The organism is Frankia sp. AvcI1 (genome assembly GCF_001420875.1).
Classification (GTDB): domain Bacteria; phylum Actinomycetota; class Actinomycetes; order Frankiales; family Frankiaceae; genus Frankia; species Frankia alni.
Genome location: NZ_LJFZ01000001.1, coordinates 23,591 through 45,612, shown reverse-complemented (window position 1 = coordinate 45,612; position 22,022 = coordinate 23,591). Strand labels below are relative to the sequence as shown.

The 22,022-nt window shown below is 73.1% G+C and carries 9 protein-coding genes and 23 pseudogenes; 13 read left to right on the top strand and 19 right to left on the bottom strand.

Going from position 1 to position 22,022, the window contains the following annotated elements; translation table 11 throughout:
- Positions 1–36 precede the first annotated feature (36 nt).
- The 3 genes and pseudogenes from sucB to UK94_RS00190 form a co-directional block, all read left to right on the top strand.
- Positions 37–1,479, top strand: a pseudogene (gene sucB, locus UK94_RS00195) (2-oxoglutarate dehydrogenase, E2 component, dihydrolipoamide succinyltransferase); the annotation flags it as partial.
- Positions 1,480–1,610: 131 nt separating this feature from the next.
- A pseudogene (locus tag UK94_RS35155) lies at positions 1,611–1,690 on the top strand (NAD-dependent epimerase/dehydratase family protein); the annotation flags it as partial.
- Position 1,691: 1 nt separating this feature from the next.
- The coding region (locus UK94_RS00190) for a TIGR01777 family oxidoreductase (protein WP_235485957.1) at positions 1,692–2,522 on the top strand (831 nt) is incomplete at its 5' end.
- Positions 2,523–3,919: 1,397 nt separating this feature from the next.
- Here the strand turns inward: UK94_RS00190 and UK94_RS35150 are convergent.
- Positions 3,920–4,582 (bottom strand): annotated as a pseudogene (locus UK94_RS35150) (serine/threonine protein kinase); the annotation flags it as partial.
- Between the two features lie 377 nt (positions 4,583–4,959).
- On the opposite strand from UK94_RS35150, the pseudogene UK94_RS35145 reads away from it, so the two are divergent.
- The 7 genes and pseudogenes from UK94_RS35145 to UK94_RS00160 form a co-directional block, all read left to right on the top strand.
- A pseudogene (locus UK94_RS35145) lies at positions 4,960–5,219 on the top strand (peptidase E); the annotation flags it as partial.
- Between the two features lies 1 nt (position 5,220).
- A partial coding sequence (locus tag UK94_RS00180) for a peptidase E (protein WP_235485955.1) occupies positions 5,221–5,706 on the top strand: 486 nt, incomplete at its 5' end.
- Between the two features lie 73 nt (positions 5,707–5,779).
- Positions 5,780–6,514, top strand: coding sequence for a lipoyl(octanoyl) transferase LipB (gene lipB / locus UK94_RS00175; RefSeq protein ID WP_055748217.1), 735 nt, complete (start codon positions 5,780–5,782; stop codon positions 6,512–6,514).
- Positions 6,511–7,310: pseudogene (locus UK94_RS00170) on the top strand (lipoyl synthase); the annotation flags it as partial. The gene lipB and the pseudogene UK94_RS00170, both read left to right, overlap by 4 nt.
- Position 7,311: 1 nt before the next feature.
- Positions 7,312–7,497 (top strand): annotated as a pseudogene (locus UK94_RS35140) (lipoyl synthase); the annotation flags it as partial.
- An 81-nt stretch (positions 7,498–7,578) separates the two neighbouring features.
- Positions 7,579–7,941: a hypothetical protein gene (locus UK94_RS00165; protein ID WP_235485953.1), complete on the top strand. Its 363-nt coding sequence runs from the start codon at positions 7,579–7,581 to the stop codon at positions 7,939–7,941.
- A 161-nt stretch (positions 7,942–8,102) separates the two neighbouring features.
- Positions 8,103–8,990, top strand: a complete 888-nt coding sequence (locus tag UK94_RS00160; RefSeq protein ID WP_055748214.1) for a DUF4191 domain-containing protein — start codon at positions 8,103–8,105, stop codon at positions 8,988–8,990.
- Positions 8,991–9,177: 187 nt separating this feature from the next.
- On the opposite strand, the pseudogene UK94_RS35135 reads toward UK94_RS00160, so the two are convergent.
- From UK94_RS35135 to UK94_RS35125, 3 pseudogenes are all read right to left on the bottom strand, one after another.
- Positions 9,178–9,334 (bottom strand): annotated as a pseudogene (locus UK94_RS35135) (RDD family protein); the annotation flags it as partial.
- A 1-nt stretch (position 9,335) separates the two neighbouring features.
- Positions 9,336–9,393: pseudogene (locus UK94_RS35130) on the bottom strand (RDD family protein); the annotation flags it as partial.
- Position 9,394: 1 nt separating this feature from the next.
- Positions 9,395–9,535: pseudogene (locus UK94_RS35125) on the bottom strand (RDD family protein); the annotation flags it as partial.
- A gap of 304 nt (positions 9,536–9,839) precedes the next feature.
- Here UK94_RS35125 and glnA point away from each other — a divergent pair.
- From glnA to UK94_RS35115, 3 genes and pseudogenes are all read left to right on the top strand, one after another.
- Entirely contained in the window at positions 9,840–11,264 is a 1,425-nt protein-coding gene (gene glnA / locus UK94_RS00150) for a type I glutamate--ammonia ligase (protein WP_011606265.1), read from the top strand.
- 458 nt (positions 11,265–11,722) lie between these two features.
- A pseudogene (locus tag UK94_RS35120) lies at positions 11,723–12,215 on the top strand (glutamine synthetase beta-grasp domain-containing protein); the annotation flags it as partial.
- A gap of 1 nt (position 12,216) precedes the next feature.
- Positions 12,217–12,796: pseudogene (locus UK94_RS35115) on the top strand (glutamine synthetase); the annotation flags it as partial.
- A 234-nt stretch (positions 12,797–13,030) separates the two neighbouring features.
- On the opposite strand, the pseudogene UK94_RS35110 reads toward UK94_RS35115, so the two are convergent.
- From UK94_RS35110 to UK94_RS35035, 15 genes and pseudogenes are all read right to left on the bottom strand, one after another.
- A pseudogene (locus UK94_RS35110) lies at positions 13,031–13,929 on the bottom strand (bifunctional glutamine-synthetase adenylyltransferase/deadenyltransferase); the annotation flags it as partial.
- 1 nt (position 13,930) lies between these two features.
- Positions 13,931–14,083: pseudogene (locus tag UK94_RS35105) on the bottom strand (hypothetical protein); the annotation flags it as partial.
- Position 14,084: 1 nt separating this feature from the next.
- Positions 14,085–14,550: pseudogene (locus UK94_RS35100) on the bottom strand (bifunctional glutamine-synthetase adenylyltransferase/deadenyltransferase); the annotation flags it as partial.
- Position 14,551: 1 nt separating this feature from the next.
- Positions 14,552–15,004: pseudogene (locus UK94_RS35095) on the bottom strand (putative nucleotidyltransferase substrate binding domain-containing protein); the annotation flags it as partial.
- A gap of 1 nt (position 15,005) precedes the next feature.
- A pseudogene (locus UK94_RS35090) lies at positions 15,006–16,267 on the bottom strand (bifunctional glutamine-synthetase adenylyltransferase/deadenyltransferase); the annotation flags it as partial.
- 10 nt (positions 16,268–16,277) lie between these two features.
- Positions 16,278–17,118, bottom strand: a pseudogene (locus UK94_RS35085) (glutamine synthetase); the annotation flags it as partial.
- A gap of 1 nt (position 17,119) precedes the next feature.
- Positions 17,120–17,175 (bottom strand): annotated as a pseudogene (locus UK94_RS35080) (hypothetical protein); the annotation flags it as partial.
- 20 nt (positions 17,176–17,195) lie between these two features.
- A pseudogene (locus UK94_RS35070) lies at positions 17,196–17,334 on the bottom strand (glutamine synthetase); the annotation flags it as partial.
- Between the two features lies 1 nt (position 17,335).
- A partial coding sequence (locus UK94_RS35065; protein ID WP_235485951.1) for a glutamine synthetase occupies positions 17,336–17,636 on the bottom strand: 301 nt, incomplete at its 3' end.
- A gap of 1,059 nt (positions 17,637–18,695) precedes the next feature.
- Positions 18,696–18,872, bottom strand: a pseudogene (locus tag UK94_RS35060) (His/Gly/Thr/Pro-type tRNA ligase C-terminal domain-containing protein); the annotation flags it as partial.
- A gap of 1 nt (position 18,873) precedes the next feature.
- Positions 18,874–19,277 (bottom strand): annotated as a pseudogene (locus UK94_RS35055) (aminoacyl--tRNA ligase-related protein); the annotation flags it as partial.
- A gap of 1 nt (position 19,278) precedes the next feature.
- Positions 19,279–19,495, bottom strand: a pseudogene (gene thrS / locus UK94_RS35050) (threonine--tRNA ligase); the annotation flags it as partial.
- Position 19,496: 1 nt separating this feature from the next.
- Positions 19,497–19,803: pseudogene (locus UK94_RS35045) on the bottom strand (aminoacyl--tRNA ligase-related protein); the annotation flags it as partial.
- Position 19,804: 1 nt separating this feature from the next.
- Positions 19,805–20,685: threonine--tRNA ligase (locus UK94_RS35040; protein ID WP_313949430.1), on the bottom strand; the 881-nt coding region annotated here is incomplete at its 3' end.
- Positions 20,686–21,344: 659 nt separating this feature from the next.
- A partial coding sequence (locus tag UK94_RS35035) for a TetR/AcrR family transcriptional regulator (protein ID WP_268761157.1) occupies positions 21,345–21,978 on the bottom strand: 634 nt, incomplete at its 3' end.
- Between the last annotated feature and the right edge of the window lie 44 nt (positions 21,979–22,022).

Genomic DNA, 22,022 nt, shown 5'->3' with positions numbered 1-22,022 from the left:
GGTGCATGCCGGATGCGACGAAGGAGTCGTTCCAGCATGTCTGTATCTGTCACGATGCCCCGGCTCGGGGAAAGTGTCTCCGAGGGAACCGTCACCCGTTGGCTGAAGCAGGAGGGTGAGCGCGTCGAGGCCGACGAGCCGCTCCTCGAGGTCAGCACGGACAAGGTCGACACCGAGATTCCTGCCCCCGCCTCCGGTGTCATCAGCTCCATCAAGGTCGCGGAGGACGAGACCGTCGAGGTCGGCGTCGAACTCGCGGTCATCGACGACGGCTCCGGCGGCGGTTCCGCCGCGGCCGCCCCCACCGAGGCCCCCGCCCCCGCCGCGGAGCCGGAGCCGGAGCCCGAGCCGGCCAAGCCCGTCGCCGCGGCGCCCCCGCCCCCGCCCCCACCCGCCCCCACCCCGGCCCCCGCTCCGGCGCCGGTCCGAGCGCCGGAGCCGGCCCCGGTGCCCGCCCAGGCCCCGACCGCGCCCGCCCCGGTGGCCACGTCCAACGGCGACGGCGGGATCGGTCGCTACGTCACGCCGCTGGTCCGCAAGATGGCCGCCGAGCTGGGCGTCGACCTCGCCGACGTGAACGGCTCGGGCCCCGGCGGCCGGATCACCAAGCAGGACATCCAGGAGGCGGCCCGCTCCGGCGGCGCCCCGGCCGCTCCCGCGCCCGCCGCCGCCCCGGCGGCTCCGGCCGCGCCGTCGGCACCGGCCCGCCCCGCGGCGCCGACCGCGGCCCCGGCGGCGTCCGCCCCGAAGGCGAGCGGCGCGGGCACCTCCACCCCCGCCCCGGTCCGCGGGCGCACCGAGAAGCTCTCCCGGCTGCGCGCCCTGGTCGCCAAGCGCATGGTCGAGTCGCTGCAGATCAGCGCCCAGCTCACCACCGTCGTCGAGGTGGACGTCACCCGCATCGCGCGGCTGCGGGACCGGGCCAAGGCCGGCTTCCAGGCCCGCGAGGGACTGAAGCTGTCGTTCCTGCCGTTCTTCGCGCTGGCGACCTGCGAGGCGCTGCGCGAGTTCCCGCAGCTCAACGCCAGCCTCGACGTCGAGGCGGGGACGGTCACCTACCACGGCGAGGAGAACCTCGGCATCGCCGTGGACTCCGAGCGCGGCCTGGTCGTACCGGTCATCCACAGCGCCGGTGACCTCAACCTCACCGGTCTCGCCCGCAAGATCGACGACCTGGCCAGCCGGACCCGGGCCAACAAGATCTCCCCGGACGAGCTCGGCGGCGGGACCTTCACCCTCACGAACACCGGCAGCCGGGGCGCCCTGTTCGACACTCCGATCATCAACCAGCCGCAGGTCGGCATCCTCGGCACGGGGATCGTGACGAAGAAGCCCGCCGTCATCGACGACCCCGAGCTCGGCGAGATCATCGCCGTCCGGTCAGCGGTGTACCTGTCGCTGACCTACGACCACCGCATCGTCGACGGGGCCGACGCCGCCCGCTTCCTGACCTTCATCAAGCGGCGGCTCGAGGAGGGCNCGTTCGAGGCCGACCTCGGCCTCTAGGCTCCGCCCGCCTGGCAGGCCTCGTCAGCCTGCCAGGCGCCGTCAGGAGACACGGACCGGTCGCCGCCTCGCATCCGGGGCGGCGACCGGCCACGATGGTCACCATGCGCATCGTGGTGACCGGGGCCTCGGGACTGATCGGTTCGGCACTCGTCCCCGCCCTGCGCGGGGACGGCCACACCGTNACCGCCCTGGTCCGGCGGACACCCCGTTCCGGTGGCGAGATCCAGTGGGATCCCGCCACCGGTCGGCTCGACCCGTCGGCGCTCGCCGGCACCGACGCCGCCGTCCACCTCGCCGGCGCGGGCATCGGCGACCGGCGCTGGACCGACGCCTACAAGCGCCAGCTGCGCGACAGCCGGATCGGCGGCACCGACCTGCTCGCCCGCACCCTGGCCACGCTCACCCCGCCCCCGCGTGTGCTCCTCTCCGGCAGCGCCGTCGGCTGGTACGGCACCTCGGCGGGCGGCGACACCGGCCCGCTCGACGAGAACGCCCCCGCCGGCGCCGGGTTCCTCGCCCGGCTCGTCGAGGACTGGGAGGCGGCGGCCGCGCCGGCCCACGAGGCCGGCATCCGGGTCGTGACGCTGCGGACCGGGGTCGTGCTCTCCCGCCACGGGGGCAGCCTCGGCCGCCAGCTCCCGCTGTTCCGGCTGGGGCTCGGGGGGCGGCTGGGATCCGGCCGCCAGTGGTTGAGCTGGATCAGCCGCACCGACCACGTGGCCGCGCTGCGCCTGCTGCTCGCCGACGACGCGCTGGCCGGGCCGGTGAACCTGGTCGCGCCCGAGCCCGTCACCAACGCCGCCTTCACCACGGCGCTCGCGTCGGCGCTGCACCGTCCGGCGTTCGCCGCGGTGCCCCGCCTCGCCCTGCGGGCCGCCCTCGGCGAGTTCGCCGACGAGGGCGTCCTCGCCTCCCAGCGGCTGACCCCCGCCGTGCTGACCGGGGCCGGCTTCCACTTCACCCACCCCGACATCGACACCGCGCTGCGGGCGATCCTCACCGACGGCGCCTAAGCCGTCTCAGGCGGCCGCGGTCAGTTCCCCGTGACGGGGATGCTCTCCGAGACCCGCCAGCCGGAGCTCGTGCGCAGCAGCACGAGATCGTGGCGCTGGGGGGCCTTCTCCGGCTGGTGGGCGAGAAGCTGGCCGCGGGCGTCGAGGTAGTCGTAGGCGGCCAGGCGTTCGGTCACCCGCAGCACCGTACGGTCCGGCTGGTCGGCGCGCACCTGCAGCGCAAGTACCTCGCTGTGCAGCGGCGACGCGTGCGCGCCCTGGGCGACGACCTGTCGCATGAGGGTGACATCCGCGTTGTAGGCGGGGCTGCCCGGAGCATCGGACTGCCCCAGCAGGGACTCGTCGGCACGCTCGAAGGCCCGGCTGCGGGCGGTGTTGAGCTCGCCCAGCACGCCACGCCAGATCTGCTCGGGCGACTGGTTCGCCACCGGCGAGGCGGTCGGGTCCCGGCCGGGCACGCCGGCCACGGGCGACGACGCCTGCTGCGACGGCGCCGGATGCGACGCCGGCTGCGACGACGCCGACTGCGACGCGGGGGCCGCGGTGTCCCCGCTACCGTCCCCCGACGGGCTCGTCATGAGCAGCACGACGGCCACCACGACGACGAACAGCCCCAGCCCCGCGGTGACCGGCAGCAGCCAGCGCCGCCGCCGGGCGCCCGTCCGTCGGGGCCGGCGACCGGCCCCCGCCCGGCCGGCCCGACCCGACGAACCCGCCGTCCCCGGCGGGGAACCGGACGCCCCCGACGCACCGGTCCGGCCGCGGGTCCCGCGGGATCCGCCGGCCACCGCGCCCGCGGCACCGGCACCGGCGCCGGCGCCGGACCGCGGCGGGCGGGCGGTGGGCCGCGACGCTCCCGGGGGCGCCTTCGCCGGGCCGGTCTGACCCGCGTCGGCCGGGGCCGACCCGGCACCCCGGCCCGCGACGCGTGACGTCCGGCGGGCGGGTGTCGAACGCCGCGGCAGCGGCGGCAGGGAGTCGAGCAGCTCCGCCGCGTCGACGGCGGTGGCGCCGCTGGTCGGCCGGCCGGTTGGGGGGGCGCCCGGTGGGGACTGGCCGGCGTCGTCCCGCGGACCCGGCCCGTCACGCGGGTCGCGGGTGCCGTCCGGCCCCGGGTTCAGGCGGGCGCCCGCCAGCAGCCGCGGCCGGCCGTCGCCGTCGCCGTCGCCGTGTCCGTGTCCGCCGGGTTCCATCACGCCCTGCGCGCCGGCGGACGGAGGTGGACGGCGCGGCGAGCCGGGTGGCTCCGGCGGCCCGGCCGGGGTGCCCCGCGCGCCGGGCGGGCGGGTTTCGGCGGCGTGGCCGCGACCCACCGGGGGAATCCGCGGCAGGGTCTCCGTGGGTGAGGGTCCCGGGGGGCGCGTGGCCGTCCTCGGCTCGCCGTCGCCGGGCAGCCNCACGGGCAGGGGGGTGGTGCTACGGGCGAGCGCGGCGGCGAGCTCGGCGGCGCTCGGCCGCCGATGCGGCTCGTCGATCATGGCCGTGGCGACGGCCACCGCGACCGCGGCGGCATCCGGGCCCGTCGCCTCCCGCATCGCCCCCAGCAGCAGATCGGCAAGGTCGTGCACGTCGGCGGAGGCCGCCTCGGGCGGAACGGGATCGGCCCGGGCGGCGTCGGCCAGCGCGGCGACCCCGAGGCCGGTCAGGACCGGGCGCCCGTTCGGCTCCAGCAGGATGTCCTCCCGCTCGAGCCGGCCGTGCACGATGCCGACGGCGTGCGCGGCGGCCAACGCCTGCGCGACCGGCAGGCCGACGGTGACGACCTCGCCCGGGTCCAGATCACCGCGCACCGCCAGCAGGCGGCCGAGACTGATCGCGCCGACGACCGGCTCGGTGATCAGCGCCAGCCCCTCCGCCGTGGGCAGCACCGCCACCAGGGGGTTGAGGTGCGGGTGTGCCAGCTCGGCCAGCGCGCGGGCCGCGGCGACCGCCGCCGAGCGCAGCACCGGGTCGGGGGCGAGACGCACGCGGCGCACGACGCACTCGATCCCGGACTGGTCGAACTGACCCGCCCAGAGTTCGCCGGAGCCGGCGTCCCGCAGCCGGGAACGCACGCTCACCCCCGGCACCTCGGGTGCCCCGCCGACGCGNCGCGCCGGCCTGTCCGCGGAATCGTCGGTGAAGGTCACAGGTAGCGACGCTAGGCTCATTCGGGGTCGGTCTGCATTGGTCTTCGTCCGGTTGTGGATAACTTTTTACGATCACTCCCACGGCGGCGTCCGCTCCCCCACCGGTCCGGGTCGGGACCTGCCTGGTCACGGCGGGTGCGGGCCGGCGTCCGGCGGGACCGCGCGGCGCAGCGGCCGGCCCCGGCCGGAAACCTGGCGGCGACGCCCGAGCCCCCCGCGGGGGCGCTGCTGCGCGGAGGGCGGACAATCGCCCGAGACCGGGTCCGGACGGCCAGCGCCGCCGGCCCACGAGCCAGGGGGAGACCGTCGTGCAGATCCTCGCCACCAGCGGCGGTTTCCTTCCCGACGGCCGGTACGGCGCGAAGGTCGGGCCGATCCTGACCCACGCGATCGAGCTGGCCGCGGCCGGCCCGCGGCCCCGGGTCTGCCTGCTGCAGACGGCGCTGGGCGACGACCAGGGCGCCTACGCCCGCGGCTACGCCGCGTTCAACCGTGACCGCCCGGACGTGCGGGTCTCGCACCTGGCGCTGTTCCCCATGCCGAACATCCCCGACATCCGCGGGCACCTNCTGGCGCAGGACGTGATCTGGGCCGGTGGGGGCAGCGTGGCGAACCTGCTCGCGGTCTGGGCGGTGCACGGGCTGGGCGAGATCCTGCGCGAGGCGTGGGAGGCCGGCGTCGTCCTCGGCGGCGTCTCGGCCGGCTCCCTGTGCTGGCATGTCGGCGGCACCACCGACTCGTTCGGCCCGGACCTGCGGCCGGTCACGAACGGGCTGGCGCTGCTGCCGTTCAGCAACACGCCGCACTACGACTCCGAGCCGGGCCGGCGCCCGCTGTACCAGCGCCTCGTCGCCGACGGGACGCTGCCGGCCGGCTGGGCCACCGACGACGGCGTCGGGCTGCACTTTCGCGGCACCGACCTGGTCGAGGCCGTCGCCGACCGGCCCGGTGTGCACGCCTGGCGGGTCGAGCGCGGCCCGGACGGTGCCGCGGTCGAGACACCGGTCGTGCCCCGGCTGCTACCCGGCGCGTCGGGTGCGGACCTCCCCGGCTGACGCCGGTTCGCGGGCCCGGAGCTCCGGTCGAGCTCACACTGGCGCGGCGTGGCGCGGGCGTACGCTGAATGACGTGGATGTTCTGAGGCTTTCCGTGGTCCCCTACCGCGAAGCGTGGGACATGCAACGCTCCCTCGCCGAAGCCCGGGTGGCCGACGAGGTGGACGACACGCTCATCCTTGTCGAGCACCCCAGCGTCTACACCGCCGGCCGGCGCACGCAGCCCTTCGAACGGCCGCTGGACGGCACCGAGGTCGTCGACGTCGACCGCGGCGGCAAGATCACTTGGCACGGCCCGGGGCAGCTCGTCGGCTACCCGATCGTCAAGCTGCCTCGTCCGCTGGACGTCGTCGCCTACGTGCGCGCCCTGGAGGAGGCCCTCATCGACTCCTGCGCCGAGCTGGGCCTGGCCACCCGCCGGGTCGACGGCCGCAGCGGCGTCTGGACGGCGGACGGTCTGCGCAAGGTCGCCGCCATCGGCGTGCGGGTCCGGCAGGCGGTGACCACCCACGGCTTCGCGCTGACCTGTTCGTCGGACCTGCGCGCCTTCGGGCAGATCGTGCCCTGCGGCATCACCGACGCCGGGGTGACGAGCCTGTCCGCCGAGCTCGGCCGGTCGGTGAGCGTCGCCGAGACACGGCCGATCGTCGAGCGGCACACCCTGGCCGTGCTTGCCCGCTACCTCGGCGGGCGCAACCTCGGCGATCGCGTCACCGCGCGGGTCGAGCCGGCCGACGCGCCCCCGGCGCCGCCGCAGCCGCCGTCGTCGTCGCAGGCCGGGACCGAGCGGATGGAGCTGGTCGGATGAGCGCGGTCGCCCCCGAGGGACGCCCCCTGCTGCGCCTGGAGGCGCGCAACGCGCAGACGCCGATCGAGCGCAAGCCGCCGTGGATCCGCACCCGGATGCGCACGGGCCCGGAGTACTCCGACGTCAAGGGGCTGGTGCGGGCCGCCGGGCTGCACACGGTGTGCGAGGAGGCCGGCTGCCCGAACATCTACGAGTGCTGGGAGGACCGCGAGGCCACCTTCCTGATCGGCGGGGACGTCTGCACCCGGCGGTGCGACTTCTGCCAGATCGACTCGGGCCGTCCCACCCCGCTGGACCGGGACGAGCCGCGGCGGGTGGCGGAGTCGGTGCGCACCATGGGGCTGCGCTACGCGACGGTCACCGGCGTGGCCCGCGACGACCTGGCCGACGGCGGCTCCTGGCTGTACGCCGAGACGGTCCGCCAGATCCACGCGCTGTCCGCGGGTACCGGGGTGGAGGTGCTGATCCCCGACTTCGGCGGGCGCGCCGACCAGCTCGACGAGGTCTTCGGCGCGGCCCCCGAGGTGCTCGCGCACAATCTCGAGACGGTGCCGCGGATCTTCAAGCGGATCCGGCCGGCGTTCCGCTACGAGCGCTCCCTCGACGTTCTGCGTCAGGCCCGCGCGGCCGGGCTGGTCACGAAGTCGAACCTGATCCTCGGCCTCGGCGAGACCGCCGAGGAGATCCACGCGGCCATGCGGGATCTGCACGCCGCCGGCTGCGAGCTACTCACCGTCACCCAGTATCTGCGGCCCACGCCCCGTCACCACCCGGTGGAACGGTGGGTGCGGCCGGANGAGTTCCTCGACTGGGAGCGCGTCGGCGCCGAGCTGGGCTTCTCCGGGGTCATGTCCGGGCCGCTCGTGCGCTCGTCCTACCGGGCCGGCCGGCTCTACCAGCAGGCGATCACGGCTCGTGGCGAGGGCCACACCGCAGCGTCCGATCTCCCCAAAAGTGTGCTGGAAACCTCTCACACGCAGTGACGAGCACGCTGGTGGGTGTCCCCCCGACGGGCTAGGCTACCCATCGTAGCGTCACCCCCTTGTCACGAGGGGGGTCTCTCNCTGGCCCATCATCGAGGTGTGCGCCCACGACCGTGCCGGGAGGTCGTTCCCATCGTGCTCCGTTCACTGCTCAGCGTCCTTGAGGAAGCGACCCTGCTCGTGCTGCCGCATGGCGGGCAGAAGACCGCGCGGCGCAACGCCTGGCGCGCGGCCGCAGATCTGCACGTCACGTCGGGTTACCGGTGGGTCGACCCGGTGGCGCTGGCCCCGATCGTCCCCCGGCCCGAGGCCTGCGCGAGCATCCCGGGCGCCGAGAGTGGCGCACGGGTCCCTCGGCTGGCCGGCCTCGGCAGCGCCGCGACCACCGCCCGCCTGGGCGCGGCCGTGCGCGGGCTGCCGCGGATCGTCGCCGTCCAGAGCTGACCGCCCGACCGGCGGGCCATCCCGCGCACAGCCAGCCGGGGCCGCACGAATCCCCCTGACCGAGCGAATCCCCCTGACCGAGCGGATGGCTCCCGACGGATGCTTCCCGACGGACGCGACAGCCGCACGGGGGCGACGCGCCAGGCCGTAGGCTCGCGGTCATGGCACTGAGGAAGCAGCCGAGGGACACCGCGGGATCGTCGACCCCCGCGGCGGCGGGCAGGAACGCGGCAGCGGGCGGAAAGAACGACGGGAGCCGGGGCGGCGCCTCGGGGCGCGGCGGCGGGGCGGGCCGCAGTGGCGGTACGAGCGGCAGTGGCGGTACGAGCGGCAGTGGCGGCGGTAACAGTGCGGGCCGCCGTGGCAGCGCGAGCGGTGCCGCGGAGGGGACCGGGTTCAAAGCCCGTCTCGCGCAGCTGCGGGTGGTCTTCAAGATCACGCGCCAGCGCGATCCGCAGGTGCTCTGGTTCACCCTTGCGGCCTTCTTCGTTCCGCTCGCGGTCGGCATCCTCCTCGGACTCTTCGTCGGGCCGCTCTACGTATGGATCCCGATCGCCATCCTGCTCGGCGTCGTGGTCGCTCTGAACGTGTTCAGCCGGCGCGTCCAGCGCACCGCCTACGCGGAGATGGAGGGCCAGCCCGGCGCCGCCGCCGGCGTGGTCGAGCGGATGCGCGGCGACTGGCGGATCACTCCCGCCGTCGGCGTGAACCGCCACCAGGACGTGGTGCACCGGGTCGTCTCCCGCGCCGGAGTGGTCATCATCGCGGAGGGCCGCGGCCGCGGGCCGAGGGAGCTGCTCGTCGCGGAGAAGCGCCGCATCCGCAAGGTCGTCGGCGACACGCCGGTGACCGACATCATCGTCGGCACCGGTGAGGGCGAGACGCCGCTGCCGAAGCTTCAGGGCACGCTGATGCGACTGCGCCGGACGCTGCGCCGCGGGGAGGTGGACGCCCTCGACCGCCGGCTGCGCGCTCTGGGCGGCGCGGCCCTGCCGATCCCGAAGGGCCCGATCCCCCGCAACGTGCCTCGCGGCGGCCGCCTGCGCTGACGCCCCCTCGACCGAGGACGACCGAAGAACGGCCAGGACGAGCAGGCAGGGCAGGCAACCGCCGAACAGGACCTACCGGTCCAGGAGGTTCAGCCGGCACTGGAGGTCGGGCAAGCACTGGAGGTTCAGCCGGCACTGGAGGTCGGGCCAACCCTGGAGATCCAGCCGACCCAGGGGCCCAGCCGGTCTAGGAGGCGGAGTCCGCGCGGACGGGATCGCGCACGACCACGGTCCCGGCCGCCCGGTCATGCAGGCCGCGCTGGTCGCGGTCCCAGATGAACACGGGCACCAGCAGGGCCAACAGCAGGGTGCGCACCCCCACCCAGGGCCAGGACTGCCGGCCGNGGTCACGCAGCCGGATCACGCGCATGCCCAACAGCCGCATGCCGATCGTCTGGCCGCCNGTGCTGACGAGGATGAACTCCTCCAGCAGGAACACCAGGTAGATCGCCAGGCCGCGGACGTCGCCGGCGGAGCCGAGCCCGGCCAGGTACAGCACGCCGACGATCAGGTTCGCCACGACCGCGTCGATGAGGTACGCGCCCNGCCGCGGCCCGAAGCCNACGACCGAGCCGCGGCCCTCCGCCGGCAGCCCCAGCCGGACGCCCGGCGGCGTGTCCCTGGGCAGACCAGGCCCTTCGAGCCAGCCTCCAAGTGCTCGTCCCACGACGCAAGCTTATCCGCCGCACCGAGCTGCACCCAAGGGTTCACCAAGGGTGATAAAGTGCGCTCCTGTAACATAAACGAAACGACTTCGTGATGTCACGGGTCCGCCGGGGCATGACCGAAGACACATCGACATGCCGTAACCTACAGGCTTGATAAGCGTGACGGGACGCTGGAGGTCGTATGTTCACAAAAGCCGAGGACGTGCTCCGTTATATCCGCGACGAGGACGTGCAGTTCATCGACGTACGATTCTGTGATCTGCCCGGAATCATGCAGCACTTCACCATTCCGACGCAGGTCTTCGCCGAGTCGGTGTTCACCGACGGGCTGATGTTCGACGGGTCCTCGATTCGAGGCTTCCAGGCCATCCACGAGTCCGACATGCTGCTGCTGCCGGACCCGCAGACCGCCTTCGTGGATCCGTTCCGTGAACACAAGACCCTCGCGATGACGTTCTTCATCCACGACCCGATCACGAAGGAGCAGTACTCCCGGGACCCGCGGAACATCGCCAAGAAGGCGGAGACGTACCTGCGCGGTACGGGCATCGCCGACACGGCCTATTTCGGGCCCGAGGCGGAGTTCTACATCTTCGACGACGTCCGCTATGACTACAACCCCTACGGGTCGATGCACCAGGTCGACTCGGTCGAGGCCGCCTGGAACACCTCCCGGAAGGAAGAGGGCGGCAACCTCGGTTACAAGCCCCGTTTCAAGGGCGGCTACTTCCCGGTCCCGCCGACCGACCATTTCACGGATCTTCGCTCGGAGATGACCCGGGTCCTCTACGAGACCGGCATCACCGTCGAGATGCAGCACCACGAGGTCGGCACCGCCGGCCAGGCGGAGATCGACATCCGCTATGACACGCTGCTGAAGACCGCGGACAACCTGATGCTCTACAAGTACGTCATCCGCAACGTCGCCCGCAGCCGGGGCAAGACCGTCACCTTCATGCCGAAGCCCCTGTTCGAGGACAACGGCTCGGGCATGCACGTGCACTCCAGCCTGTGGAAGGACGGCGAGCCGCTGTTCTACAGCCCCAACGGCTACGGTGGTCTGTCGGACACGGCGCGCTACTACATCGGCGGCCTGCTGCACCACGCGCCGGCGCTGCTGGCATTCACCAACCCGACCACGAACTCCTACCGCCGGCTGGTCCCCGGCTACGAGGCACCGGTCAACCTCGTCTACTCGGCACGCAACCGCTCCGCATGCTGCCGCATCCCGCTCGGCGGCGACTCGCCCAAGGCGAAGCGGGTCGAGTTCCGCGTCCCGGATCCGAGCTGCAACCCGTATCTGGCCTTCGCCGCGATGCTCATGGCCGGCCTGGACGGCATCCGTAACAAGATTGACCCGCCGGACCCGATCGACAAGGACCTCTACGAGCTCCCGCCGGACGAGCTGGCCGCGGTTCCGCAGGTTCCCGGCTCGCTGGAGAAGGTGTTGGACGCGCTCGAGGCGGACAACGACTTCCTTCGCGAGGGCGACGTCTTCACCACGGATCTGATCGAGACCTGGCTGGAGTACAAGCGGCTCAACGAGGTCGACGCCATCCGGCTCCGGCCGCACCCGTACGAGTTCACCCTCTACTACGACATCTGACCGACAGAAGCACCGTCGCCGCCGGCCGGGTCGAGAAACCCGGCCGCGCGGCCGGGGCACCGCGCGCGCGGGCCGAGAACCGGCGAAGAACCGGCCGAGATGCCCGCCGGCCGCCTCTCCAGTCCCCGTTCCGGCCGGGCCGGAGTGGCCTCGCGCATGGCCGCCGGCGTCCCCCGGGCGAAATACTCCGTACTGCCGGGGCGGGAGCGGTAAAATTGGCGCCCACCACCTTGGGACAGCCGCCCGAACGGCCTCGGGGAACCAATGCCCTGGTCCGGCCGCCAATACCATCCGTGACGCACCAGAGACGAAGAATTAACAATCACGGAACGGGCCGGTAACGGGGCCCGACGAAGCTCCGACCNAACCCNCCCGTCCACCGCGGCCTGGGTCGGCCTCCCCCAGGCCGATCACGAAGTCGCTCCGTTCCGTGCAGGACCAACCACGGGGAGTATTGAGTGAGCAAGGCCGAATTCATTCAGGCCGAATACATCTGGATCGACGGCACCGAGCCGGAGCCCCTGATGCGCAGCAAGACCCGCATCATCAAGAAGGGCAAGGAGCCGGAGATCTGGGGCTTCGACGGCTCGAGCACCAACCAGGCGCCGGGATCGAACTCGGACTGCGTGCTGCGTCCCGTCTTCGTCACGCCCGACCCGATCCGGGGTGGCGACAACATCCTGGTGCTGTGCGAGGTCGAGCTGACCGACTTCACGCCCCACCCGACGAACACCCGGGCAGCCACCCGCGCGGTCGCCGAGAAGTACGCCGACATGTCGCCGATGTTCGGCATCGAGCAGGAGTACACCTTCTTCAAGGACGGCCGCCCGTACGGCTGGCCGGAGGTCGGGTACCCCGCACCGCAGGGTCCGTACTACTGCGGTGTCGGCGGCTCGAAGATGCCCGGTCGCGAGATCGTCGAGCGGCACACCCAGGCGTGCCTCGACGCCGNCCTCGCCATCGAGGGCACCAACGCCGAGGTCATGATGGGCCAGTGGGAGTTCCAGATCGGCGTCCTGCCGGCGCCCGCCATCGGCGACCAGATCTGGCTGGGCCGCTGGCTGCTGCACCGGATCGCCGAGGACTACGGCGTCGAGGTGTCCTTCGCCGCGAAGCCGATCCCCGGTGACTGGAACGGTGCCGGCGCGCACACCAACTTCTCCACCAAGCAGACGATGGAGGGCTGGGACGCCATCGTCGCGTGCTGCGAGGCGCTCGGCACGCGCGTCATGGAGCACGTCACCCACTACGGGTACGGCATCCAGGACCGGCTGACCGGCAAGCACGAGACCGCCCCCTGGAACAAGTACTCCTGGGGCGCCTCGGACCGCGGCGCCTCCGTCCGTATCCCCTGGGCCGTCGAGAAGGCCAAGAAGGGCTGGCTGGAGGACCGTCGTCCGAACGCGAACATGGACCCGTACCTGGTCACCGCGCTCATCGTCGACACCTGCTGCAGCGCCCTGGCCGGCGACAAGCCGACCCTGTTCGTGCCGTCGCAGACCACTGCGGCGCCCGCCGAGGTGAGCGTCTGAGCCTGGCCGACGAGGCAGGCCAACGAGGCAGGCCGACGAGGCAGGCCGACACGGCTGGGCAGACATCGCGTCATGGCCGGGGCGCTCGCGCGGGGGAGCGCCGGCGCCCCGATCCCCCGGTTCCCGCAACGGTGCGCACCGCGCGACGTGAGGTGGCAGGCGACAGGCCGGCCGTCCGAGGCTTCCCTCGGACGGCCGGCCTGTCGGCGTCCCGGGGCGGGCGGCGGCGGGCGCTCAGCCGAACTCGGCGGTCCGCTCCCGCGCGAAGACGTCCGCGACGACCGCCTCGGCCCGGGCCGCCAGCCGCCGGTACTCGGCGACGAGGTCACCGGCGCCGTCCGCCGGCCAGCCCGCGGCCCGCGCCGTCGCCTCCAGGGCCGCCGGGCGATCAGGCAGCACGTCCGGCCGCGGCCAGCCCGCGAGTGTGCTCGCGTTGCGCAGCCGCGACGCCAACAGCCAGGCCGCCTGCAGGTCACCCGCCTGCGCCTCGCCGAGCAGCCCGGCGAGCACCGCGGCCCGCAGGCCGTCGAGGGTCGAGGTGGTGCGCAGCGACGGGACCTCCCGGCCGTGGCGCAGCTGGAGAAGCTGCACCGCCCATTCCACGTCGGTGAGCCCGCCGGGACCGAACTTCAGGTGGCGGCTGGGATCGACCCCGCGGGGGATCCGCTCCCGCCGCATCCGACCCCGCAGCCGGATGATCTCCTCGATCGACGCCGCCGGCAGCGCCGTCGGGTAGCGCACCGTGTCGGCGAGCCGGCAGAACCGGTAGGCGAGCTCGGGATCGCCCGCCAGCGGCCGCGCCCGCAGCAGCGCCTGCGACTCCCAGTCCTGCGACCAGCGGCGATAGTAGGCGTCGTAGGCGTCAAGCGGGCGCGACAGGGCGCCGCTGCGGCCCTCCGGGCGCAGCGTCGAGTCCAGCCGAAGCGCCGGATCCGGGCCGGAGACGGCGAGCAGCCGGTGCAGCTCCCCGATCACCTCGGCGGCGGCCCGCTGCGCCTGCTGCGCCGAGTAGCCCGGTCGGGCCTCGTGCACGAACAGGACGTCGGCGTCGCTGCCGTAGGACATCTCCGCCCCGCCGAGCCGGCCCATCGCGATGACGGAGAGCCGCGCCGGCAGGCAGGCGGGGTCGCCCCNGGCGATCCTGCGCTCCGCGACGAGCAGCGTCGCGGCGACGGTGGCGGCGGCGGCGTCCGCCAGGGCCCGCCCGACCGCGGCCACGTCGAGCAGACCGAGCAGATCCGCGCAGGCCACCCGGACCAGCTCCTCGCGGCGCACCGCCCGGGCCCGNCCGACGGCGTCCTCCCAGTCGGGGTTGCGGTGCGCGATCGCGAGCATCGTTCGGCTGAGCGTCTCGCGCGGCACCGGGACGAGGTCGGCCTCGGTGCGCAGCAGCCGGACCGACTCGGGCGCCCGCGTCATCAGGTCCGCGACGTACGGGCTGGAGGCGAGGACCCGGGCGAGCCGGTCGGCGGCGCCGGCGGAGTCGCGCAGCAGCCGCAGGTACCAGGGGGCGCGGCCGAGCGCCTCGCTGACCCGGCGGTAGGCCAGCAGGCCCGCGTCGGGGTCGGGCGCGTCGGCCAGCGTCGGCAGCAACGTCGGCAGCAGATGGCGCTGGATCGCGGCCGTCCGGCTCACCCCACTGATCAACGCCTCGATGTGGCGCAGTGAGCGGTCCGGGGCGGCGAATCCCAGCGCGGCGAGCCACTGCTGCGCCTCGGCGTGGGACAGCCGGATCTCCTCGGTCGACAGCCGCGNGACCGCCTCCAGCAGCGGGGCGTAGAACAGCTTCTGGTGCAGGGAGCGCACGGTGCGCACGATCCGGGCGTGGGCGTCGACGAAGTCCTGGGCGGTACGCATCCCCATCGACCGGGCGAGCCAGCGCAGCTCGCCCGGATCCCGCGGCAGGCTGTGCACCCGGCGCAGGCGCTGGAGCTGAAGCCGGTGCTCGGCGTTGCGCAGGAAGCGGTACGCCTCGGTGAGCTCGGCGGCGTCGCGCCGGCCCACGTACCCGCCGCGAGCGAGGCCGTCGAGGGCGGCGAGCGTCGAGCGCTCCCGCAGCTTCGCGTCCACCCGGCCGTGGACGAGCTGCAGGAGCTGGACGGCGAACTCGACGTCGCGCAGTCCGCCCGGGCCGAGCTTGAGGTTGCGCTCCGACTCCGCGCGCGACAGCGTCGACTCGACCCGGCGCCGCATCGCCCGCACGTCGGCNACGAAGTCCGGCCGGGAGGCGGCAGTCCAGACCAGCGGCGCGACCATGGCGCAGAACTCCGCGCCGAGCACCAGGTCACCGGCGATCGGACGGGCCTTGAGCAGGGCCTGGAACTCCCAGGTCCGGGCCCAGCGGCGGTAGTAGGTGCGGTGGCTGTCGAGGGTGCGCACCAGGACGCCGTCGCGGCCCTCCGGCCGCAGGCCGACGTCGACCTGGAACAACGCGCCCGCGGAGGTCACCAGCCCCGCCGCCCGCACCAGCCCCTCGGCCATCCGCGTCGCGGTCCGCAGCGCCGCCTCCCCGCCGACCGCCGCACCACCGGCCGTCGCGCCACCGGCCGCCGCACCACCGGCCGCCGCGCCACCGGCCGCCGCGCCACCGGCGGCCGCCGGCTCGGCGACGAACAGGACATCGACGTCGCTGACGTAGTTCAGCTCTCGGCCCCCACACTTGCCCATGCCGATGACGGCGAGCCGGACCGAGGGCAGGTCCGGGTCGAGGCCGGCGCGGGCGATCGCCAGCGCCGCGTCGAGCGCCGAGGCGGCCAGGTCGGCGAGCTCCGCGGTGGCGTCGTCCAGCGCCACCGCGCCGGTGAGGTCCCGGGCGGCGACGACGAGCAGCGCCCGGCGGTAGGCGACGCGCAGCGCGTCGAGGGTCGCCGGCCGGTCGTCGACGGCGCGGGGCGCCGGATCGGTGGGGTTCGCGCCGACCGCGCGCAGCAGCGCCGCCCGCATCCGGCCGGCATCGGGCGGGGCTGCGACCAGCTCGTCGGGCCGCAGCACCTGCCAGTCGGCGGGATGGCGAGCCAGGTGATCGCCGAGCGCACGGCTCGCGCCGAGCACGGCGCACAGCCGCTCCCGCAGCCCGGCGTGCCCGGCCAGGTCCGCGACGAGTCCCCGCCCGTCGGTCGGGCCGAGCGCGTCGACGAGCCGGTCCAGCGCGGCGAGCGCCAGGTCGGGGTCGGCCGCCGCGGCCAGCGCGCCGACCACGACGTTCCCCGCGAGCCGGACCTCCCCGCCCGACCCGGCCTGCCACTGTCCACCGGCCCGCGACTGTCCACCGGCCCGCTCATCCCCGCCGGACGGCGCCGCCGAACCGTCGAGCAGGCCGAGCCGCTCCATGGTCGCCGCCACCCGGTCGACGTCGCTGAAGCCGAGCCGGGCGAGCCGGGCGACTACCGAGCTGCCGCGCGGATGGTCCGCGGCGGGCGGCGCGGGCGGTCCGCCGGACCCGATCGACACCCCCGGCCGTTCGACACGCATCGCGGGACGCTCACAACACGGGCAGGTAGCGGTCGATCTCGAACGGGGTCACCTGCCGACGGTAGTCCTGCCACTCGGCCCGCTTGTTCCGCAGGAAGAACTCGAACAGCTCGTCCCCGAGGGTCTCGCGCACCAGCGAGGAGCGTTCCATCACCGTGATCGCCTCGGCGAGCGAACCCGGCAGGGCCGTGATCCCCCGCTCCTGACGCTGGACGTCGGTCAGCGTCCACACGTCGTCGGCCGCCGGCGCGGGCAGATCGTAACCGCCCTGCACCCCTCGTAGCCCCGCGGCCAACACCAGGGCGAAGGTGAGATAGGGATTGCACGCGCTGTCCGGCAGCCGGAACTCCACCCGGGTCGCCTGCGACTTGTGCAGCTTGTACAGCGGCACCCGCACCAGGGCCGACCGGTTGTTGTGGCCCCAGCACACGTACGCGGGCGCCTCCAGCACCTCGCCGAGGCGCTGGTCGCCGATCAGCCGCTTGTAGGAGTTCACCCACTGGTTCGTCACCGCGGTGATCTCCGCGGCATGCGTGAGCAGACCGGCGATGAACGCCTTCGCGACCTTCGAAAGTTGGTATTCGTCGGTCGGGTCGTGGAAGGCGTTGCGGTCACCCTCGAAAAGGCTCAGGTGGGTGTGCATGCCCGAGCCGGCCTGATCTCCGAACGGCTTCGGCATGAAGGTGGCGTAGATTCCCTGTCGCAGCGCCACCTCCTTCACGACCTGCCGGAAGGTCATGATGTTGTCCGCGATGGTGAGGGCGTCGGCGTAACGCAGATCGATCTCCTGCTGGCCGGGCGCGACCTCGTGATGGCTGAACTCCACCGAGATGCCCAGCCGCTCCAGCATGNTGATCGCCTGCTGCCGGAAGTCATGGCTGATGTCGTTCGGCGTGAGGTCGAAGTACNCCGACTCATCGACGGGTGNCGGCATCGGGCCACCGCGCTTCGGCGGCTCCTTGAGCAGGAAGAACTCGATTTCGGGATGCGTGTAGAAGGTGAAACCCGCGTCCGCCGCCCGGGCCAGGGCGCGGCGCAGCACCCACCGTGAGTCCGTGGCGGCCGGCNCCCCGTCCGGCATGATCAGGTCACAGAACATCCGCGCGGTCAGCGGATGCTCACCGCGCCACGGAAGCACCTGGAACGTGGAGGGGTCCGGCCGGGCCAGCATGTCGGCCTCGTGCACCCGGGCAAAACCCTCGATCGCGGAACCGTCGAATCCGATGCCCTCGGCGAGCGCGCCCTCGAGCTCGGCCGGCGCGATCTCCACCGACTTCAGGTAGCCGAGCACGTCGGTGAACCAGAGCCGAACGAAGCGGATGTCCCGCTCCTCCAGCGTCCGGAGAACGAACTCCTGCTGCTTGTCCATGGTGCCTCCGCGCTGAGGTGGGGACTCGACCATACGGGCCGCCCGGTCAGCCTGACCCGACCCTAGCGAGGACACCGCTGCGCCGCCGTGCTGTTGCGCGCCGGCAACCCGCCCGCCAACAGCGCGTCACATCCTGCCCACACCATCTACCGGAGGGTCTACCCCGCAATCCGCGACCGCACCGCGGATCATGCTGCCGACGAGGCGGGGCGGAGACAGCACTCAGGCCTGGCCTTTGCGCCCCATTCGCAGCGCCTTCCGGTGGAGCTCCGGGACACGATATCGCTCGGCCTCGTCCCGCGTGCCGGAGTCGATGTGCAACAGGCCGACCTCCAACCCCAGGCTGACCACATCCGAGTCCACCGCGAGNTCACCGGCCGGGAACGGCGTGCGGCCGATCTCCCGCAGCGCGTCGAACAGCGGGACGAGTTCGGCGAACTCCTCCTCCAGCGAGGCCATCTCCTGGTCGCTGATGTCGTCCAACGATTCCACCAGCGCCCTGGGCCGGATAAGGCTTCGCTCGTACGGCGATGCCGGATACCATCCGCGTTCCCNCTCCAGCACCCGATCGAACAGCCGGACCAGCGATCGGGGCGAATGATCCCCGTTGCCGTCCGCGAGCCGACGCCAGACCCAGTTGTACGGCGTATACCCGCAGATCCAGCGGAAGATCACTTCTGTGGATCCCGCATTCTTCAAGCAGCGGTATGAGGTTGTGCGTGTGCAGCACGGGCCGCCCGCGTGCCGAGGCGAGGGCCTTCGCGTATGCCTCGGCGACGTAACCCGTGACATAGAGCGCCGCGAGCTGGCGTGCCTGCGCATGGAGCGCGGCGGCGTCGACGCCTCGCTCGCGGGCCACGCTCGCCCAGTGATCTGCCAGCTTGCGTCTTGTCGGATTCAGCGTCCCCCGCGTCTCCCCCGCGCACCACCCACATCTCCAGATAAGTGTAACCACCCGATTCCGGGGCGAAGTCACGGATTCGACGTCACCCCGGAAGGCAGACTGGTGGTGATGCCCCGGGCACCCGGGATCACGTCTGGGTGCGGGNGGCGGTCAGNCCTGGAGGCGGCGGGTGACGGCGTCGAGGATCTCGGCGACGGCATCGTCGACGGGGACGCCGTTGCGCTGGGTGCCGTCGCGGAATCGGAACGACACCGCACCCTTGGCGACGTCCTCGTCTCCGGCGAGCAGCATGAAGGGGACCTTCTGCTTCTGCGCCGTGCGAATCTTCTTCTNCATCCGATCGTCCGAGGAGTCGACCTCCACCCGGACACCGTGGGCGGACAGCTTCGCGGCCACCCCGTCGAGGTAGGGCACGTGCTCGTCGGTGATCGGGATGCCGATCGCCTGGACCGGGGCCAACCACGGCGGCAGCGCCCCGGCGTAGTGCTCGAGCAGGATGGCGAGGAAGCGCTCGATCGTCCCGAACAACGCCCGGTGGATCATGAAGGGACGCTGGCGGGTGCCGTCCGCGGCCTGGTACTCCAGGTCGAAGCGCTGCGGTAGCTGGAAGTCGACCTGGATGGTGGACAACTGCCAGGTCCGGCCGATGGCGTCGCGGGCCTGGACGGAGATCTTCGGGCCGTAGAACGCGCCGCCGCCGGCGTCCAGGACGAGCTCCAGGTCCTGCTTCTGCGCCGNGGCGCGCAGCAGCTCGGTGGCCTCCTCCCACTCGGCGTCGGTGCCGACGGCCTTGCCCTCCGGCTTGGTCGACAGCTCCAGGTAGAAGTCGCTCAGGCCGTAGTCCCGCAGGAGCCCCAGGACGAAGTTCAGCACGCTGTCGAGCTCGGCGGGCAACTGCTCACGGGCGCAGAACAGGTGGGCGTCGTCCTGGGTGAGGCCGCGCACCCGGGTCAGGNCGTGCACGACGCCGGACTTCTCGTACCGGTAGACCGTGCCGAACTCGAACAGCCGCAGCGGCAGCTCCCGGTACGACCGGCCCCGCGACCGGTAGATCAGGATGTGCATCGGGCAGTTCATCGGCTTGAGGTAGTAGTCGGTGCCGCCGTCGAGCTCCATGGGCGGGTACATGCCGTCGGCGAACCAGTCCAGGTGACCGGAGATCTCGTACAGGTCGGACTTGGTGATGTGCGGGGTGTTGACGAACGAGTAGCCGGCCTCGATGTGCCGGCGCCGCGCGTAGTCCTCCATCGCGGTGCGAATCGCNCCGCCCTTCGGGTGGAACACGGCCAGGCCCGGGCCGATCTCGGTCGGGAAGGAGAACAGGTCCAGCTCCGCGCCGAGGCGGCGGTGATCACGCTTCTCGGCCTCGGCGAGCCTCGTCTGGTAGGCCTTCAGGGCGTCGCGGGACTCCCAGGCGGTGCCGTAGATGCGCTGGAGCTGCGGGTTCTTCTCGCTGCCCCGCCAGTAGGCCGCCGCCGAGCGCAGGATCGCGAACGCCGGGATCGACCGGGTGCTCGGCACGTGCGGTCCCCGGCAGAGGTCCTTCCAGCACAGCTCGCCGGTCTTCGCGTCGAGGTTGTCGTAGATCGTCAGCTCTCCGGCGCCGACCTCGACGGCGGCCTCGGCATCGGCCTCGGCCTCGGCATCCTCGCCGGCGCTCGACTTCAGCCCGATCAGCTCGATCTTGTACGGCTCGGCGGCGAGCTCGGCGCGGGCCTGCTCCTCGGTGACGACCCGGCGGGAGAACCGCTGGCCGGCCTTGATGATGGCCTGGGCCTTCTTCTCGATGGCCTTCAGGTCCTCCGGAGTGAACGGCGTCTCGACGTCGAAGTCGTAGTAGAAACCGTTGTCGATGGGCGGGCCGATGCCGAGCCGGGCCTTCGGGAACAGGTCCTGGACGGCCTGGGCGACGACGTGCGCGGCGGAGTGCCGCACGATGGCCCGGCCGGCCGGCGAGCCGATCGCGATGGGCTCGACGACGGCGCCGTCGTCGAGGACATGCGCGAGATCACGCTGCTGGCCGTCCACCAGGGCGGCGATGACGTCACGGTCGTCGGCGAACAGGTCGGCGGCCGTCGTCCCGGTCGGCACCACCCGCGGATCGCTACGCTGGGCGTGCTGGACGGTAACGCGGACGTCGGACACCGAGAGTCTCCTGTTGCGATAGGACACACGTGCGCGGGGATCACCGCGCCGACGACGTGTCGCCGGCCCTGCGGGCGGCCCCACGGCGGGCCTTCCTGACCCGTCCGCGATGCTACTCGCGCCCGTGTGGGGCCCCCAAGGCGTTTACACTCAGGGTGACGAGTCCGCCCCGCCGCGCTCGTTGGTGACGACCGGCCCGGTCAGCCGGTGCGTCCCGCCGGAGCCATGCCGGCCGGCCACGCCGCGCACGGCCCGGGTCGGGTACATCCCGCCGTGGCCACGCGACCCGCCGACGCCGTTGGACCCACCGACATTGTTGGACCCGCCGACATTGTTGGACCCGCCGACCCCGTTGGACCCGCCGACACCGTCAGCGCCATCGACGCCGTTGAGTCCAGCGACGCCGTTGAGTCCAGCGACGCCGCTGCTCCCGCCGACGCGGTACGGACCACCGACCGGATACGGACCGCCAACCGGGTAGACGCCGGAATCCGGGCGCCCGCCCGCGCCCGGACCAGCCGTCCCCGCGGGACCGGCCGAGGCCGGCCCGCCGGGACGGGCCGGGCCCCGCGAACCGCCGCCGTCCGGGTCGTCAATCCCGGGGGCGGCCTCCGGGCCGGCGCCCGTTCCCGGCAACCCGGGGTCACGGCGCAGGATGNCACCGAGCACGGTGTCGACGATCGTGCCGATGCGCGTGCCGCTCACCTCTCGATTGCCGCTCATGTACTGGCGGTAGGCGACCGGGCCGATGAGCATGTCGACGACCAGGTCCACGTCGACATCGGCGGCGAGCTCCCCCGCGTCGACGCCGCGGCGCAGCAGGTCGGCCGCGCGCTGCCGGGACGGTTCGATCACCTTCTGTGAGTAGGTGGCGAACAGCTCCGGATGGGTGGACCGCTCCGCGGCGAGCCTGGGCATGATGCGCCCGGACAGGGACTGGATGTTGTGCCGGCGCAGGGCGTTGAGCCAGGCCACGAGGTCATCGCGCAGCGAGCCGGTCTCGACGGCCTCCACGCTGTCGGCCAGCGTGTCCAGGGCGTCGACGATGAGGGCGTCCTTCGTCGGCCACCGCCGGTAGACGGTGGCCTTGCCCACACCGGCGCCGGCCGCCACCGCCTCCATCGACAGGCCGGCGAACCCGACGGTGGCCAGCTCGTGCAGGGCGGCGTCGAGGATCGCCTCATCGCACCGGGGATCCCGGGGCCGGCCGGGCGAGCGCGCGGGCTTCACCCCGGAGGGCACGCGATCGGACGGACGCCGGGGACGCGGGGGGCGCGCATCCGCGGTCGTCATCCGGCACGTCCTCCCTCTGCCCTGCCATCCATCCCGTCACCACC